At 33.6% G+C, this 15,685-nt stretch carries 20 protein-coding genes; 14 read left to right on the top strand and 6 right to left on the bottom strand.

Translation table 11 applies throughout. From position 1 onward, the window contains the following. The first annotated feature begins 15 nt into the window (after positions 1–15). From DN408_RS25570 to DN408_RS25560, 3 genes are all read left to right on the top strand, one after another. Entirely contained in the window at positions 16–912 is an 897-nt protein-coding gene (locus tag DN408_RS25570) for a permease (protein ID WP_000418719.1), read from the top strand. 3 nt (positions 913–915) lie between these two features. Continuing rightward, entirely contained in the window at positions 916–1,785 is an 870-nt protein-coding gene (locus tag DN408_RS25565) for a TIGR03943 family putative permease subunit (RefSeq protein ID WP_002012447.1), read from the top strand. Positions 1,786–1,904: 119 nt separating this feature from the next. Further along, a complete protein-coding gene (locus DN408_RS25560) occupies positions 1,905–2,411 on the top strand; it encodes an acyl-CoA thioesterase (protein WP_002012448.1) in 507 nt (168 codons plus the stop codon). A gap of 129 nt (positions 2,412–2,540) precedes the next feature. On the opposite strand, the gene DN408_RS25555 is transcribed toward DN408_RS25560, so the two are convergent. Further along, the gene (locus tag DN408_RS25555) at positions 2,541–2,627 is read right to left on the bottom strand and encodes a YjcZ family sporulation protein (protein ID WP_000505094.1); all 87 of its coding nucleotides are present in this window, start codon (positions 2,625–2,627) and stop codon (positions 2,541–2,543) included. A 159-nt stretch (positions 2,628–2,786) separates the two neighbouring features. Between DN408_RS25555 and cls the strand changes: the two genes are divergently transcribed. From cls to DN408_RS25530, 4 genes are all read left to right on the top strand, one after another. Continuing rightward, positions 2,787–3,971, top strand: a complete 1,185-nt coding sequence (gene cls, locus DN408_RS25550) for a cardiolipin synthase (RefSeq protein WP_002127002.1) — start codon at positions 2,787–2,789, stop codon at positions 3,969–3,971. 32 nt (positions 3,972–4,003) lie between these two features. Next, positions 4,004–4,462 (top strand): spore coat protein, encoded by a 459-nt coding sequence (locus tag DN408_RS25545; protein ID WP_002135854.1) that lies wholly within the window; start codon positions 4,004–4,006, stop codon positions 4,460–4,462. A 187-nt stretch (positions 4,463–4,649) separates the two neighbouring features. Beyond that, a complete protein-coding gene (locus DN408_RS25540; protein ID WP_016120072.1) occupies positions 4,650–4,829 on the top strand; it encodes a hypothetical protein in 180 nt (59 codons plus the stop codon). Positions 4,830–5,067: 238 nt separating this feature from the next. Further along, positions 5,068–5,688: an NAD(P)-dependent oxidoreductase gene (locus tag DN408_RS25530; RefSeq protein ID WP_147740432.1), complete on the top strand. Its 621-nt coding sequence runs from the start codon at positions 5,068–5,070 to the stop codon at positions 5,686–5,688. 24 nt (positions 5,689–5,712) lie between these two features. Here DN408_RS25530 and DN408_RS25525 read toward each other — a convergent pair whose 3' ends face one another. The 3 genes from DN408_RS25525 to DN408_RS25515 form a co-directional block, all read right to left on the bottom strand. Further along, positions 5,713–6,195 (bottom strand): DUF456 domain-containing protein, encoded by a 483-nt coding sequence (locus DN408_RS25525; protein ID WP_000217328.1) that lies wholly within the window; start codon positions 6,193–6,195, stop codon positions 5,713–5,715. Position 6,196: 1 nt separating this feature from the next. After that, positions 6,197–7,504 (bottom strand): hemolysin family protein, encoded by a 1,308-nt coding sequence (locus tag DN408_RS25520; protein ID WP_147740431.1) that lies wholly within the window; start codon positions 7,502–7,504, stop codon positions 6,197–6,199. A 210-nt stretch (positions 7,505–7,714) separates the two neighbouring features. Beyond that, positions 7,715–8,602 (bottom strand): hypothetical protein, encoded by an 888-nt coding sequence (locus DN408_RS25515; RefSeq protein ID WP_078178623.1) that lies wholly within the window; start codon positions 8,600–8,602, stop codon positions 7,715–7,717. A 270-nt stretch (positions 8,603–8,872) separates the two neighbouring features. Here DN408_RS25515 and DN408_RS25510 point away from each other — a divergent pair, with 270 nt between their 5' ends. The 6 genes from DN408_RS25510 to DN408_RS25485 all read left to right on the top strand — a co-directional run bounded on the left by DN408_RS25510 (position 8,873) and on the right by DN408_RS25485 (position 13,659). Next, on the top strand, positions 8,873–9,460 hold the full coding sequence (locus DN408_RS25510; protein WP_002086042.1) for a TetR/AcrR family transcriptional regulator: 588 nt from the start codon (positions 8,873–8,875) through the stop codon (positions 9,458–9,460). An 8-nt stretch (positions 9,461–9,468) separates the two neighbouring features. Then, positions 9,469–10,113, top strand: a complete 645-nt coding sequence (locus DN408_RS25505) for an HXXEE domain-containing protein (RefSeq protein ID WP_002148541.1) — start codon at positions 9,469–9,471, stop codon at positions 10,111–10,113. 175 nt (positions 10,114–10,288) lie between these two features. Next, positions 10,289–10,936, top strand: a complete 648-nt coding sequence (gene cbpA / locus DN408_RS25500; protein ID WP_002186059.1) for a cyclic di-AMP binding protein CbpA — start codon at positions 10,289–10,291, stop codon at positions 10,934–10,936. A gap of 442 nt (positions 10,937–11,378) precedes the next feature. Further along, positions 11,379–12,716, top strand: a complete 1,338-nt coding sequence (gene brnQ4 / locus DN408_RS25495; protein ID WP_396022273.1) for a branched-chain amino acid transport system II carrier protein BrnQ4 — start codon at positions 11,379–11,381, stop codon at positions 12,714–12,716. A 66-nt stretch (positions 12,717–12,782) separates the two neighbouring features. Next, positions 12,783–13,112 (top strand): chaperone CsaA, encoded by a 330-nt coding sequence (gene csaA / locus DN408_RS25490; RefSeq protein ID WP_001263027.1) that lies wholly within the window; start codon positions 12,783–12,785, stop codon positions 13,110–13,112. Then, complete coding sequence (locus tag DN408_RS25485; protein WP_002168571.1) at positions 13,093–13,659, top strand: DUF1572 domain-containing protein; 567 nt, start codon at positions 13,093–13,095, stop codon at positions 13,657–13,659. Before csaA ends, DN408_RS25485 begins: the two co-directional genes overlap by 20 nt. Here the strand turns inward: DN408_RS25485 and DN408_RS32225 are convergent. After that, entirely contained in the window at positions 13,632–13,937 is a 306-nt protein-coding gene (locus DN408_RS32225) for a permease (protein WP_078178819.1), read from the bottom strand. The genes DN408_RS25485 and DN408_RS32225 overlap by 28 nt on opposite strands. A 4-nt stretch (positions 13,938–13,941) precedes the next feature. Then, on the bottom strand, positions 13,942–14,247 hold the full coding sequence (locus DN408_RS25475) for a hypothetical protein (protein WP_002127010.1): 306 nt from the start codon (positions 14,245–14,247) through the stop codon (positions 13,942–13,944). 89 nt (positions 14,248–14,336) lie between these two features. Between DN408_RS25475 and spoIIP the strand changes: the two genes are divergently transcribed. Beyond that, on the top strand, positions 14,337–15,491 hold the full coding sequence (spoIIP, locus tag DN408_RS25470) for a stage II sporulation protein SpoIIP (protein WP_002127011.1): 1,155 nt from the start codon (positions 14,337–14,339) through the stop codon (positions 15,489–15,491). Positions 15,492–15,685: the final 194 nt, after the last annotated feature.

Genomic DNA, 15,685 nt, shown 5'->3' with positions numbered 1-15,685 from the left:
TGGAGGAAATACATCATGGAATTGTTTCAATTACCGAAAGCATTCCTGCAAATGAATACAATCTTTATCTCAATATTAATCGAAGCACTTCCTTTTGTGCTAATTGGTGTATTTATTTCAGGATTCATTCAAATGTTTGTGACAGAAGATATGGTGGCAAAATGGATGCCTAAAAACCGATTTCTGTCTGTTTTATTAGCTACTTTTTTAGGTATGATGTTTCCTGGATGTGAATGTGGAATTGTTCCGATTGTAAGACGATTAATCGGAAAAGGGGTTCCACCCTATGCAGGAATTGCATTTATGTTAACTGGACCGATTATTAATCCAGTTGTATTATTTGCAACATATGTTGCTTTTGGAAGTAGTATGCACATGGTATGGTATCGTTCTATTGTAGCGATTATCGTAGCAATTATCGTTGGAATTATATTATCATTTATGTTTAAAGAACATCAATTAAGAGATGATCACTTCCCAGAAGTGAACCATAAGCGTCCGTTACGTACAAAAATGTGGGATGTATGTACACATGCTGTTGAGGAATTTTTCTCAATGGGAAAATACTTAGTGTTAGGAGCGTTAATTGCTGCTGCAGTTCAAACGTTTGTACAAACTTCAACATTGCTTGCTATTGGACAAGGTCCGTTTTCTTCATCAGCTGTAATGATGGGACTTGCTTTCATTTTATCACTTTGTTCAGAGGCGGATGCATTTATTGCTTCTTCGTTCCAAAGTACATTTTCAACAGCGTCACTTGTCGCGTTTCTCGTATATGGACCGATGGTGGATATTAAAAATATGTTTATGATGCTTGCGACATTTAAAACAAAATTTGTAATTGTTGTGACGGTTACAGTTACCCTTGTTGTTTATGCAAGCTCACTACTCATTTATGCGATGGGGTGGTAGGTTATGTTTCGAGCATATATATTATTAGGCTTTACAATTTTAATTGGACAGCTTCATATTTCCGGTAACATTACGAAGTATATAAATATGAAGTACGCCTATTTATCAAAAACTGCTGCTATTATTTTAGGTTTCTTAACGATTGTACAAATTATTATCGTTTTCCAAAAAGAGCACCAAAAGGAAAAAGAGAAACATGATTGTAGTTGTGATCATAGTCATTGTGGGCATGATCATTCGAAAGATGAGAATACATGGTGGAAAAAAGTGTTTTCTTACACGTTATTCTGTTTTCCAATCATTACAGGATTGTTTTTCCCAATTGCAACATTAGATTCCGATATTGTTAAGGCGAAGGGATTCCATTTTCCGGTAGCGCAAGCAGAAAGTAAAGATCCATTTATGACAAGACAATTTCTAAGACCTGACACGAGTATTTATTACGGGAAAGAAGGATATCGTGGTGTAATGGAAAAAGGGAAGAAAGAGTTTGTTACGAAAGATAATATCACTTTAAAAGATGAAGATTTCTTAAAGGGTATGGAGACAATTTATAATTATCCTGGTGAATTTACTGGTAAAACCCTGTCTTATAAAGGATTTGTTTTCCGAGATGATTCTTCTAAAAAGGAACAATATTTCTTATTCCGTTTCGGCATTATACATTGTGTTGCGGATTCGGGTGTATATGGTATGTTAGTTAAAAAACCAGAAGGGGTAGAGTGGAAAAATGATGATTGGATTCAGATAGAGGGAGAAATTTCAACTGAATTTTATCAGCCGTTTCATGCGAATATTCCAGTGTTAGAGGTAACGAAATGGAATAAAGTTGAACAGCCGAAAGAACAATATGTGTTTAGAGGAGCCGATTGATAAAATCGGTTCTTTTTTGTGGACTAAAAGTTCTAAAAATTGTTAATATTAAACGTGTAGTTCATGAGGTGTAGTGTATATTGGGATATTAGGGATAAATAATTAAAGGGGTGATAACAATGACTGAAGTAAAGGGTAAAACAGCTAATGAATCAAGGGTGTTTAAAACGAGTCGAGTATTTCCAACGGATTTAAATGATCATAACACGCTATTTGGTGGAAAGATATTGGCGGAGATGGATATGGTTGCTTCAATTTCAGCAACGAGACACTCGAGAATGGAATGTGTCACAGCGTCTATGGATTGGGTAGATTTCTTACATCCAGTACGTTCTTCAGATTGTGTTAGTTATGAATCTTTCGTAATTTGGACGGGAAGAACTTCTATGGAGATATTTGTGAAAGTAGTAGCAGAAGATTTAATTTCAGGTAAAAAACGTGTAGCAGCAACTTCATTCGTTACTTTTGTTGCGCTTAGTAAGGAGAATAATCCAGTTCCTGTACCGCGTGTTATCCCTGAGACAGAAGAGGAGAAAGAATTGCATCGAATTGCTGTGTTACGTGCAGAACAGCGCCATATTCGTAAGGCAGAGAGTAAGAAGGTAGCTACACTGCTAACTTTTTGATATAAAATACTTTCCTAGTGGTACTATTTTGTAATAGGTTAGGAGATTTTTGAAATGAAAAGCGGACACCTAAAAATAGGTGTCCGCTTTTATATTTTTTTCATCCCCATATCGTACTACAATAACTGCTTAGCAGAAGCAAGCAGCACCGACGATAATTAAGAGGATAAATAATACGACTAGTAGCGCAAATCCATTACCATGTGCGAAGCCCATTGTTATTTCCTCCTTTTATTTTAAGATACAACATACAATATGCAGATGAGCTCCTGTTTGATATGGACGTATATCATGCAATGACATATTTTTTGTATGATAATGTTTTAAAAAAGGAAAGATATAGGAATAACAGTAGTTAGAGAAAGGAACGTATCCATGAAGCGCTTTTTAATTGTAATAATTTGTTTTATAGGTGTATTCATATGGATGAACGTTGATGTGGAAATGGGGAAGAAAATGGCTAGTGGATATGAATTAGAAAAAATCCGATCAGGGGATTTTCAAGTATATACGAACGGTGATGAGTTATATAAAAGTTTATTTGAGGATATAAATCGTGCAGAAAAGAATGTGTATATTCATTTTTATATTGTAGGAAAAGATGAAATAAGCCAAAAGTTCTTACAGTTATTAGAGAAAAAAGCATCTAGCGGAGTAGATGTGAAATTGTCAGTAGACCGCATTGGCGGATATAAGCTTAAGAAAAAGATAATTGATCAATTAAAAGAAAAAGGCGTGAAGTTTACATTTAGTAAAAAACCTAAATTAAAAAACTTATTTTATTCTTTGCATCAACGTAATCATAGACGCATTGTTACTATAGATGGGAAAGTTTCGTACATTGGTGGCTTCAATATCGGAAAGGAATATCTTGGACAGGATCCTAAATTTGGTCCGTGGCGTGATTATCATGTACGCATCGAAGGGAATGGAGCTACTGATATGGAACGGAAGTTTGCGGAAGACTGGCAAGAAGATACGGGAGAAAAGTTTCCTATACACCAAGAGTTACCTGTACAAGGAAATGTAAAATATCAATACGTATTTTCGAATGGAAAAGGTTTATGGAAGGAGTATGGAGCGTTTTTAAAGAAGGCAAAACATTCTTTAATTATCGCTACACCATATTTTGTACCGAGTAAAGAAATGGTGAAGGGGCTGAAAGATGCATTAAATCGTGGTGTCCATGTAAAAATCCTCGTCCCATTTAAAAGTGATGCAGTATTGCTAAAACAGGCTGCCTATCCTTATTTGAAAGACATGTTAGATGCTGGAGCGGAGATTTATCAATATCGAAATGGATTTTTTCATGGGAAAGTAACAATCATCGATGAGGAAATGGTTGATATTGGTACAGCAAATTTTGATAATAGAAGTTTTTACTTAAATAACGAATCTAACTGTTTCATATATGATAAGACAGTCGTTGCTGACGTATGGAGTCGATTAAAAGAAGACTTTCATAAATCAAAACGATTTTCTGAAGAAGATTTTGAGAAAATTAGTAGATGGGATTGGTTTCTAGCAAGAATATCAAATGTTATCGCATCATATTTATAGTATAGAGATGAAATAGGAAGGGAGGCGCTTTAATGGATTGTATGAAAGAATTGATGACATATAGTTACACACTTATATATAAAGTTGGAGAATACACGAGCAAGGTTCGAGATGAAGAATTAAAGGATATATTACAGCATCATTTGCCGTATATGTTACAAGCATATAATGAACAAGTGAATTTTCAAGAAGGAGAAAATATACAACATATAACTTGTAAACAAATGTGGCCGGAATTTACTGAAATGGATAGGGAAACAGATAATGAATATACAGGGGATATTGGGATTGCTATTTGTTATATTTCACATTTGAAGCGATTAGCATTAAAGTTTGCTCAAGTTGCAGTGGAAGTTGCGAACCCAGAGTTTCGTTCTTTCTTGGAAAATTGTTTTGTGAAAATGAATCGTTATGCTTATAGTGTTTGGCAATATGTTGTGAAGAAGGAATATAAAATTAAACATGTATATGAAAGTGAAAAATTCGCGTGAAAAGCTAAGGTGGAATGAAAGGCGCCTTAGTTTTTTTATGTCTAATTAGAATGGGAGGATTAAAGATTGGTTATGTTATCCGAAAATTTACAAAAGTTTACTGTATCTTTACTATTTTTAAATCTTCCCTTTAAAAAAAAAGAGTAATATGGGATTGTACATATTCTATCAAAGGGAGGAAACGCAAATGAACAAATGGGTTAAGTCATTAACTGCTATGGCACTTGCAAGTTCTTTATTAATGGTAGGTTGTAGTAAAGATGGGGATAAAAAGAAAGAGGATGACACAACTTCGCAGCAAGATGAAAAGAAAGATAAAGAAACAAGTGGAACAGAAAAATCTTCTGATTCGAAAGAAAAGAAATAAAGTGAAACTTTAATCAGTGGGGATTTTGTCCATCCCCACTGATTATTAGCCCACACCAATCGGGCATTAACGGGCAGTTATCTCCCGCCTAATTTCCTCGCATTCGCCGAATTTACTGCCCGTTAATGCGGGATAAATGGATAATAGAGCTTCCTCACATATATGAGGGAGCTTTTTTGTTGCGTATTTGTAAGTTTTGCGGAAAAATAGAGAGAAAGAATGGAAGAGGGGATAATATATGAAAGTATGTATATTAGGAGCGACAGGTAGAGTAGGATCACACATTATGAAATTGGCATTACATGATTCATATGAAGTGATGGTATTAGTTCGTGATTTGAGTAGAGTGGAAACAGAGCATGAAAGGTTACATATTATAGAGGGAAATGTGTTAAACGGAAATGATATAAAGGAAGCGATTAAAGGATGTGATATTGTAATTAGTGCTCTTGGAACTGATCGGAATGGGACGTTAGAGAAGAGTTTACCGATTATTATAAAGCAAATGGAAGAAGAGGGCATAAAGAAAATTGTTACAATAGGAACTGCTGGTATTTTACAAGCACGAACAAACCCAAGTATATATCGTTTCCAATCAAAAGAATCGAAAAGAAAAATGACAACAGCTGCGGAAGATCATTTAGCTGCTTATGAAGCGCTGAATAATAGTAAACTATGTTGGACTGTTGTTTGTCCGACGCATTTAATAGATGGTGATGTAACCGGTGTATATCGAACTGAACAAGATATGTTGCCAACAGATGGATCGAAAATCACAGTTGGTGATACAGCTCAGTTTACATGGAGTTTACGTAATAAAAGCTTATACGAGAAAAGCCGAGTAGGTATTTCATATTAAAAAACCATCCCAAAATAGGGATGGCTAAAAAATGATATAGCATACAAAGATGATAATCATAATGATTTGGAGAATTGCTTTCGCTACTGTACTACTTAAAAAACCGACAACAGTTGCAATTCCGACTAAAAGGGCGTCTTTTGGCGCCTTTTTATGCATTAGTTCCGTAATAAATACAGATAAGAACGGTATGATAATAAGCCCGAATGGTGGGAAGAAGAACGATCCGACAATGATAGAAACCATACCAACACGTTCGCCCGATTTTGTACTTCCGTATTTTTTTAGGAAGTATCCATTTGCAATAAAGTCAGCAACGAAAATGAAGAGTGTAAAAATGACTTGAATAATCCAAAAAGATGTCGTTAACTCTCCGCCGTTTATTCCAAAATGATAAATGAAATAGCCAGCCCATACGGCAAGGATGCCAGGGATAATGGGGTATATAAAGGCAAGAAATGAAACAATGAAACAAGCAATGATACAAATTGTTAGTAAAACAGTCACTTTATAACTCCTTTGTAGTATCTAATTTATGTACAGCAATCTTTTTAATTTGATGCCCATCAAGTTCTAATGCTTTAAATTGAAAACCATCATATTCAACTGAATAGCCAGCCTCAATATTTAAATCAATTGATTGAGAGAGAAGCCAACCACCAATTGTATCTAAATCACTTTCATCGATATGTAGGCCAAACATATCATTTACTTCAGAAATGAGTACTTTCCCATCTAAAACAGTAAGCCTAGGAGTACGCTTTTCAATCATTGGTGATTCGTCTGCGTCAAATTCATCTTGAATTTCTCCGATAATTTCTTCAAGAATATCCTCCATCGTTAAAAGGCCAGCAGTTCCGCCGTATTCATCCATAACAATCGCCATTTGTACGCGGTTCTTTTGGAGGTGTATTAACGTTTTACGAATGGGAACTGTTTCAAATACAGTTAAAACAGGATGTATGTAGGCATCAAGTGGTTTGTAAATGCCTTTTGTTTGATTATGAAAAATCTCTTTCGTATTTATCATTCCAATAATATCATCTTTATCCTTTTCAATAATAGGATAACGTGTATACTTTTCAGTTGCAACGATTTTCATATTTTCTTCTAACGTATTTTCAGTAGATAAACAAACCATTTCAGTTCTAGGTACCATAATTTCTTTAGCAACACGATCATCAAATTCAAAAATATTATTTACATATTTATATTCGGTTTGATTAATTTCGCCGCTTTTATAGCTTTCACCTAAAATGAGTCGTAGTTCTTCTTCGGAATGGGCAAGTTCATTTTCTTTCGCAGGCTCTAAACCGAGTAATTTTGTGAAAAATATAGCTGCACTATTGAGAAGCCAAATGAACGGATACATAATTTTATCAAATAAAATAAGCGGTTTTGCAAATTTTAATGTGATTGATTCAGCTTTTTGGATTGCGAAAGACTTAGGAACTAACTCGCCTAATACAACATGGAAAAAAGTAATCACACTAAAAGCAATAATAAAGGATAACGTGTTAGCCATTGTTCCAGTAATATTGATTTTTTCAAATAGTGGTCGCAGTAAATGTTCCACAGTTGGTTCACCAAGCCAACCAAGTCCTAAAGAGGTGATAGTAATGCCAAGCTGACAAGCGGATAAATAAACGTCTAAGTTAGATAAAACGCTTCTTGCAGCTAATGCTTGTTTATTACCTTCATTAGCAAGCTGGTCAATTCGACTTTTTCGTACTTTTACGACAGCGAATTCTGAAGCAACGAAAAAACCAGAAATAAGGATAAGTATAAAGATGAGAAAAATATTTAATATGTCCAAGTGTGTTCTTTATTCCTAATTTGGAATAAAGATGTCACCTCCTGTAATTATGTTATACTTTTATAATAAATCCAAATGAAAAGATTAGTCAAAGAAAATGGGTAAATAATGGTAGGTTTCTATAGTAGTTTTTTAATTTGCTGTTATTTTGTCCTCTATATAATAGGAATAACCGTCTACTTTTAATTTAAAGTAGACGGTTATTCTACGTTATGGTTTTGAAATACTTCTTGTTAAAGTGTATGTTTGCTGTTTATTGTAGTTTGTTGTCCATAGTGTTTGGAGAAAAGATAATACGCTGTATGGGATGTAAAGAAGTAATAAACCAATTGCGACAACTATAGGTGCATTTCCACCAAATTGAACGATAAATTGTAAGAGTCCGTTTACGTGAAAAACACATTCCATAAAAACAAATGAAAGAATAATGGAACTTAGAATAGATTTATGATTGGAAGTAAGCGCCATAAATAACGTATCAACAAGGAAGGCTGAATTTTTTATTTCGTATTCATTTGTATTATTTAAGAAAGGAAGCCATTTTTTTATTGCTTGCAGAACGATTATCATGGAAGTACTACATACGATGATAAAAGAGGAGAAGAAAGGAACCTTCATGAATTCCGCGATGTAGAGTAGTAGTAATAGTACTGAACATTGTAATATCACAGTACCAAAAGAATATGGTATCCAGCGCAATAAGGAAGTGCACTTTCTTATTGATCTCGGTGCTTTTAAAAATAGATGACCGATCCCTAAACTAATAAAGAAACCGATTACAAGAGTGAATGTGAAACGAACGATTGATAAAAAATATATTTCCCATATGTAGGGGAATAGTGGTGACGAATGGCTAGAAGTATGTATCATATTTTGTGTATTTATAATCTGATTTGCTGAGAAAAGGATAGGTTCATGCATCCAATCGATTCTTGGAATTGAAATAGAAAAAAGTTGTGCAAAGTCATGAAAAATGCTAATAAATCCAGTTGTGTAAGAGTAATTATGTGTAATGAATAATGCTGGAATAGGACTTATGACAAAAATAATAAAAATACCAACTATAAATTTACATATATGTGAGCGCAATAAGGACATACAACCACCTACTCTTAGAATATTCAGAAAATTCTTATTCTTATTTTAGCTTTTTTCAGGGGAAGTTACAATATATTTTTCTTTACGTATTGGTATATGGATAGTTTTAAATTATTTTTAGAAATTTATTTTATGTATGGGATGAATGAAAAGAAATGTAGGTAAATGTCGAAAGGATTAAATTGATTTTTCAAATTGGAAAGTGATACCATAAAGTTAAACAATGTTTAAATCATTGTTTAATCGATAAATTCTAGAGGGGGAGATAAGTTGGGGGAAAATGAAAACATATCAACGAAAGAAAAGATTTTAAATACAACCTTGGAGTTAATTAAAAACGAAGGTTTTGAAAGGGTAACGATAAGGAAAATTGCATCATTGTCAGATGTAAATATTGCGCTTGTAAATTACCATTTTGGTTCAAAAGAAAAGTTGATTAGTGAGGCGATTAAAGTTTTGTTAATTAGCTTCCAAGGCACTTTTTCTATTTTAGATGATATTACAGTACCAGCGAAAGAAAGATTAAAAATATTTTTATTTGATTATGTACTAGTAATTCGGCAATATCCTGAGTTAGTCAGGAAGATTATTGCAATGGGAACTACGGTATTTACATCTCAATACGAATATGGAGATTTTTTGAAGAGGCTAGGTTTTAGTAAAGTGAAGAATATTTTGAGCGAAATAACAAATGAAGCGGATCAGGAAATTTTAATGATGATGACAGTGCAAATATTTGGATCCATTTTTCTTCCAGCATTAATGATGCCAATTCTTGAATCAGGGGCAGATATAAGAGTACTACCTATAGAAAAACAGATTGATTTCCTATTTGAACGCTATTTTTATAAAAATTGAGATAGTGGGTGATAGAGATGGTTAGTTTCTTTAGAAAGCATTGGTATGATATAGGGTTAGTTGTGGCTATTGTTGTCGTTGTTTGTTTAGTCGCGAATTTGGGAGAAATAAGTGAAATAAAAGTACTGTTAGCGTTAAGTTTTGTAGCCATTTTAGTGCATCAATTTGAAGAGTATCGTTGGCCAGGTTATTTCGCTGGTCTGTTTAATGTAGTTATATTTAAAAGTGATATACCAGATCGCTATCCATTAAATACGCAATCTGCTATGGTAATAAATATTTTGATTGCGTATGTTTTTTATTTACTTCCGGTTTTCTTTCAAAATATAATATGGCTTGGGATGGCACCTATTTTAATGGGTTTTTTTCAATTCATATGGCATGGTATTTTTGCGAATATAAAAGCTAAAACAATATACAATCCGGGATTAGGTGCGGTTGTATTACTACATGTTCCGATTGGTTATGCATATATGAGATATGTTCTTTTACACAATCTGGCTACAAATTTGGATTGGATATTAGGGCTGATCTATTTTCTAGTAGCTACCTATTTTTTAATTATAAAAGGAAATATGTTAATGAAAAGTAAGGAGACAAATCATTATTTTTCTAAAAAGCAATTAGGTCCGTACAATGATGCAGTAAAGTGATCCAGAATTCAGAAGGGATTTTTGATGCTGAAGAGAGTACAAGTGAATGATTCATGAATAAATTATGACGAAAAAATGAATAATTTTCAGAAAAATAAAATAATATATTTATTTTTTTCTGAAAATATAATATAGTTATGGCACAGAAAGTATTTTAGCATAAGGAGGCTTTTTTATGAGGATTAAAGGGAATTATGTGCCAAAGAGGGAAGTTTTGTTTTGCTCAAGTTCAATTACGATAGGGGAAACGCTGGAACATTTAAATAAAACGGGGTATCGTTGTGTACCAGTTTTAGATGAAAAAAAAGAGAAGTTTTTAGGGAATGTATACAAAGTAGATATTTTAGAATATAAAGGTTCACTTGAAGATAATGTATTACAATTATTGAACGATAAAAATGGGTACGTGAGAGAAGACTCTTCCTTCTTTAAAGTATTTTTTACAATTAAAAAACTACCGTATTTATCAGTAGTTGATGAAAAAGGGGTCTTCCTTGGTATTTTAACTCATAAAAAAGTTTTTGAATTATTAGAAGATGCATGGGGAGTCCATTCTAGTAAATATTCTGTCATGATTGGAACACAAGATTATAATGGGGCCATTCAAAAATTATCGACAGTGCTAAAGAAATACACTGGTATTCAAAGCTTAATGACTTTTGATAATGATGCTTTATTAGTACGTAGAATAATGTTTACATTGGGAGAAGAGTTTGAAGATAGTGAATTAGAAACATTGCTAAAGGATTTAGAAGATCATGGATTTAGAGTTGTGTATGTTGAAGAGATGAATAATCCACGTGAAGTTGAAACGATAGACTAACAAGTAAAAGCCATCTTATTTTTTGATGGCTTTTACTTTCTTTTGTATAAAAATATTCAAATGTAATAAAATGTAAAAATCGTAAATTTCTAAAAAATTTGTGTAATAGAATAAATAAAGGAGGTATGTGTGGATAATTTTGATTTTCAAAAAATTCTATTTAAAAATATGTTTTTATTTTTCAGCCAAATATGTTACTATATGTGTGATAAAAACAAAGAGGTCTGACAACTAAACTCCACGTTATAACACTCTAATGACTTGAATATTCAAAAAAATCAAAAATCAATAATTAGAGTAAGAATAAGGGGAATGGAGAAATTATGGAGAAAGACATTGCTTTGTAAGGGGCATATTTTATCATCTTGAGCAGAGAGGAGGATGCATAGCATATTGTGAAAAGAGATATAAACAATGAAAAAGTGCTATGCAAATGAAAAGCATGAAGGGACGTTTAAGGCCAGGTGATACGGTAGCGATTGGTTTAATGTTATTTGCACTATTTTTAGGGGCAGGAAATTTAATTTTCCCGCCAGTTTTAGGTCAACAAGCAGGAGAAAATGTTTGGATTGCTACAATTGGATTCCTTGTAACGGGAGTCGGATTACCCCTATTAGCTGTAACAGCTGTCGCGTTTGTAGAGGGGGACTTGAAAGCGCTATCTTCTAGAGTTCACCCTATATTTGCGTTTATTTTCCCATTGATTAGTTATTTAGCGATTGGACCATTTTTCGCGATTCCGCGTACTGGAGCTGTTTCATTTGAAATGGGTATGAAGCCATTTCTATCAGAGACAATGGTTTCTGAGTGGTACATGCTATTTCTTTTCACTATAGTTTTCTTCGGAATAACGTGGTATTTATCATTAAATCCATCTAAATTAGTGGATTGGTTCGGGAAATTTCTTACACCATTGTTAGTATTGATTGTTGCTGTTATTGTCGGAAAAGCAATTATTGATCCAATTGGAGAACCGGCTGCACCTTTAGCTGCTTATAAAGAGAATGCTTTCTTTGGTGGATTTATTCAAGGATATTTAACGATGGATGCGATTAGTGCACTTGTGTTTGGGATTGTTGTTGTACAAGTTATTCGCTCAAAAGGGATAAAAGAGAGCGGACAAATCGCAAAAATAACAGTTGTATCAGGGATTATTGCTGTATTAGGCTTAACGTTAATATATTTATCACTTGCATATCTCGGATCTACAAGTACATCACTTGGTGTGTCGGAGAACGGTGGTCTTATTTTAACGAATGTTGTAAATGAGTTATATGGAACAAGTGGCAAAATTTTATTAGGACTTGTAATTATACTCGCTTGTTTAACAACTTCTGTTGGATTAACATCTGCGTGTGCTGGCTTCTTTACAAACTTATTCCCAAAACTTTCGCATAAAACGATTGTAACTATGGTATGTGTATTTAGTTTAATTGTATCTAACCTAGGGTTAACACAATTAATCACAGTAACATTACCAGTGTTAATGATCATTTATCCAGTTGCAATTGTATTAATCGTTCTTTCATATTTCCATAAATGGATAGGGAAGCGTAATACAATATATATCGGAGCTATTTTAGGTGCGTTGTTAATTAGTTTCTTTAACGGTTTAGAAAGTGCGAACATTAAAATTGATGCGATTTCTAATGTGCTACAAATGTTACCATTATATAAAGAAGGAATAGGATGGCTAATCCCATCATGTATTGGCGGGATTCTCGGTTTCTTCTTCTATAAATCAAATGAATTAAGTGAATTACAAAAGAAAGGTGCTTAGGCGCCTTTCTTTTTTTAAAGGGGATTTTTGTATTTTGTCTAAGTAATAATTGGGAGGAATGATAAAATGGCTAATTTTGAAGATTTTTTAACTTTTGATGTAAGAATTGGAACAGTAACACAGGCAGAGGAATTTAAAGAAGCGAGAGTGCCAGCGATTAAACTAGAAATTGATTTTGGGGAGCTTGGGGTCAAGCAGTCAAGTGCTCAAATTACGAAGAGATATAATCCAGAAGACTTAATCGGTCAGCAAATTGTTGCTGTTGTAAATTTTCCGCCAAAGCGTGTAGCTGGATTTAAATCGGAAGTGCTTGTATTAGGTGGAGTTCCTGAAGCTGGTGATGTTGTGTTGCTTCAGCCTAATATGGAACTGCCAAATGGAACAAAAATTAGTTAGTGTGAAGGTAGGGGCTAATATGGATATCGGACGAGAATATTTACAATGTGCCATTTCTAATTTCAAAACAACAAAGCAACAAGGAGAACGGGTACTTTCTCAATTATCATACGAACAAATACAATGGTCTTCTCATGAAGAAACAAATAGCATAGCGATTATAATGAAACATTTGCATGGTAATATGCGTTCAAGATGGACGGAATTTTTAACGTCTGATGGCGAAAAAATAGATCGTAACCGAGATGGTGAATTTGAAGGTGGCTACAATTCAAAACAAGAAGCGCTTGCTGCGTGGCAAGAAGGGTGGGAGTATGTTTTTAAAACGATGGATACTTTAACAGCAGAGCAGATTTTGCAGAAAGTATACATTCGTGGAGAAGAACACACTGTCATGCAAGCGATCGAAAGGCAAATTTCTCATTATGCTTTACATATTGGACAAATCATTTACATTGGTAAAATGTTAAAAGAAAATGAATGGGAGTGTTTAAGCATTCCCAGAGGTCAATCTACTAGTTATTTACAGAAAAAACGTTCAACGTAATAATATGAAAGAAACCGATATAAAATAGGAAGCAAAAAAATAAGCCAATTGATAGAGGGCTCCGTGAACATTAGAATGCTGCCAGCAATAAGCCCATATGTAATAAGAAAGAAACCAAAGAGTGTATTTATAGGAATAAAACGTGAGACAAATAATTGCTGATTTTTGAAACAAGTGTTGTGAAACAAATAAAAGCGGAAATGCCATGTAGAGGTAATAAGATCTTTTCTTCTCGTTATTCTTTTTTTACATTTATGACAGATGAATGGTGGCTGCATTTCGTTACACTCCATTTTTGGAATTCATTAGTTTCGTAATAATTTGAGATAAAATTAAGTACAAAGTGTATATCCCTATATACGCTCCTGCAAGTAGAAAAAGTGGATTTAGTAAAATTCCATGAATGCTTGTCATGAAAACTAAATTTTGTATTAAAACATCATATATATTAATAGAAATAATTGTCCCGAGTACATACAGTGCTAAGTATGCGGAAATATGTAGCACAATACGAATTTTAGGATGTAAAGCAAACAAATAAAAAATAAATGATAAGACGATTGGTAATGTTCCTATTAGTAGCTTCAATTCATTTCACCTCATTAACAATATAGCCGGAATTTAAGCGGTCTATTCTCTAGAGCTTGTACATAACTTGAAATAGAGAGGGTGATAGTATGAATCGAGGCTTTTTTTACGTGAAATTAACAAGTGTACGCAAGTTAATTATATTTATTATTACTACGGTATTAGCGACTTTCTTTCTTATTAGTGTAATGGTAACTTCCATGAAAGAGACAAAGTCAACGTATTTATATAATTGGTTAAATGAGTTATCAATGAATGGTTACATGTACGTTATTGGGAAAGAGAATCATTATTTTACACAGGAGTACCGGAATTTGAATCAAGACTTTTCTATTTCTTCATTCCTCTTTTCGATGGCTACGAATATTCGTTTTGATGATGTACGTAGTTTTGTCGGGAAAGAACTTCCGGGATTTGGGAAATATGATACAGAAATCGTTATAGCAGGTGAAGGAACAAATTATTCCAACTTACCGATAGAATCGAGTGTTCCTCTTGAAGAAGTAGTGAAGGAACGGACTGGAGAAGCTGGACAAGTTCCTAAGCCTGATCCGAATAAAGAGAAGAAACAACCAGCTCAAACGACTGGAAAAAGACAAGTTGCATTGATTTATCATTCACATAGCTGGGAATCTTATTTGCCGTTACTTAACTTAACGAATGATCCAAATCCAAATAAAGCAACGAGTTCTGTAACGAATATTTCAATAGTTGGCGATCGATTGCGAGAACAGTTAGAAAGTGAAGGGATCGGTGCTACTAACGATAAAACTGATGTTGGTCAAAAATTAATAAGTAAAGGATTAAATAGTAATAGTTCTTATAAACTGTCACGAGAAATTGTACAAGAAGCGATGGCTGGTAATAAAGAACTCCAATATTTTTTCGATTTGCACCGTGATAGTGCACGGAAAAATGTCACGACAAAAACAATTGGAGATAAATCATATGCAAAGCTTGCTTTTGTAATTGGGAAAGGTAACAAAAACTATGAAAAAAACTTACAATTAGCAACTGCGTTACATGAGACGATTAGTAAGAAATATCCGGGAATGAGCCGTGGTGTAATTCAAAAAGGATTCCAAACAGGAAATGGAGTCTACAATCAAGACCTATCAGGACAAGCGATATTAATTGAAGTTGGCGGGGTAGATAATACAGAGGAAGAATTAAATCGATCAATTGATGCACTTGCTAAGGCATTTGGTGAATATTTTTGGCAAGCAGAAAAAGTGAATGGATAAAGTGAAATTTGAATTAGTGGTAGGCATTGCCGATGGTTATCAGCCTACATCAATTGGGGGAAAACGTAAGTGTACAGCTTACGTTTTTTGTTTGTCATGAAATGAGGATGAAAAGATGTCACATTATAGACATAATTTGTAATTGCTATAGTAATATCGAAATTTGTCTATTTATAATAGGAGAATTAGAAAGG

This window comes from Bacillus sp. AR13-1 (assembly GCF_008042285.1).
Taxonomy (GTDB): domain Bacteria; phylum Bacillota; class Bacilli; order Bacillales; family Bacillaceae_G; genus Bacillus_A; species Bacillus_A mycoides.
The sequence above is the reverse complement of the archived record's forward strand: the minus strand, read 5'-3'. Positions and strand labels throughout refer to the sequence as shown.

Bases quoted from the DNA above. Each gene is read 5' to 3' on its own strand.
- spoIIP (WP_002127011.1), top strand. From the start codon at position 14,337: ATGAATCGAGGCTTTTTTTACGTGAAATTAACAAGTGTACGCAAGTTA.
- cbpA (WP_002186059.1), top strand. From the start codon at position 10,289: ATGAGGATTAAAGGGAATTATGTGCCAAAGAGGGAAGTTTTGTTTTGC.
- DN408_RS25540 (WP_016120072.1), top strand. From the start codon at position 4,650: ATGAACAAATGGGTTAAGTCATTAACTGCTATGGCACTTGCAAGTTCT.
- DN408_RS25545 (WP_002135854.1), top strand. From the start codon at position 4,004: ATGGATTGTATGAAAGAATTGATGACATATAGTTACACACTTATATAT.
- DN408_RS25485 (WP_002168571.1), top strand. From the start codon at position 13,093: ATGGAACAAAAATTAGTTAGTGTGAAGGTAGGGGCTAATATGGATATC.
- DN408_RS32225 (WP_078178819.1), bottom strand. From the start codon at position 13,937: ATGCAGCCACCATTCATCTGTCATAAATGTAAAAAAAGAATAACGAGA.
- DN408_RS25555 (WP_000505094.1), bottom strand. From the start codon at position 2,627: ATGGGCTTCGCACATGGTAATGGATTTGCGCTACTAGTCGTATTATTT.
- DN408_RS25530 (WP_147740432.1), top strand. From the start codon at position 5,068: ATGAAAGTATGTATATTAGGAGCGACAGGTAGAGTAGGATCACACATT.
- DN408_RS25570 (WP_000418719.1), top strand. From the start codon at position 16: ATGGAATTGTTTCAATTACCGAAAGCATTCCTGCAAATGAATACAATC.
- DN408_RS25565 (WP_002012447.1), top strand. From the start codon at position 916: ATGTTTCGAGCATATATATTATTAGGCTTTACAATTTTAATTGGACAG.
- DN408_RS25515 (WP_078178623.1), bottom strand. From the start codon at position 8,602: ATGTCCTTATTGCGCTCACATATATGTAAATTTATAGTTGGTATTTTT.
- DN408_RS25560 (WP_002012448.1), top strand. From the start codon at position 1,905: ATGACTGAAGTAAAGGGTAAAACAGCTAATGAATCAAGGGTGTTTAAA.
- brnQ4 (WP_396022273.1), top strand. From the start codon at position 11,379: ATGAAGGGACGTTTAAGGCCAGGTGATACGGTAGCGATTGGTTTAATG.
- cls (WP_002127002.1), top strand. From the start codon at position 2,787: ATGAAGCGCTTTTTAATTGTAATAATTTGTTTTATAGGTGTATTCATA.
- csaA (WP_001263027.1), top strand. From the start codon at position 12,783: ATGGCTAATTTTGAAGATTTTTTAACTTTTGATGTAAGAATTGGAACA.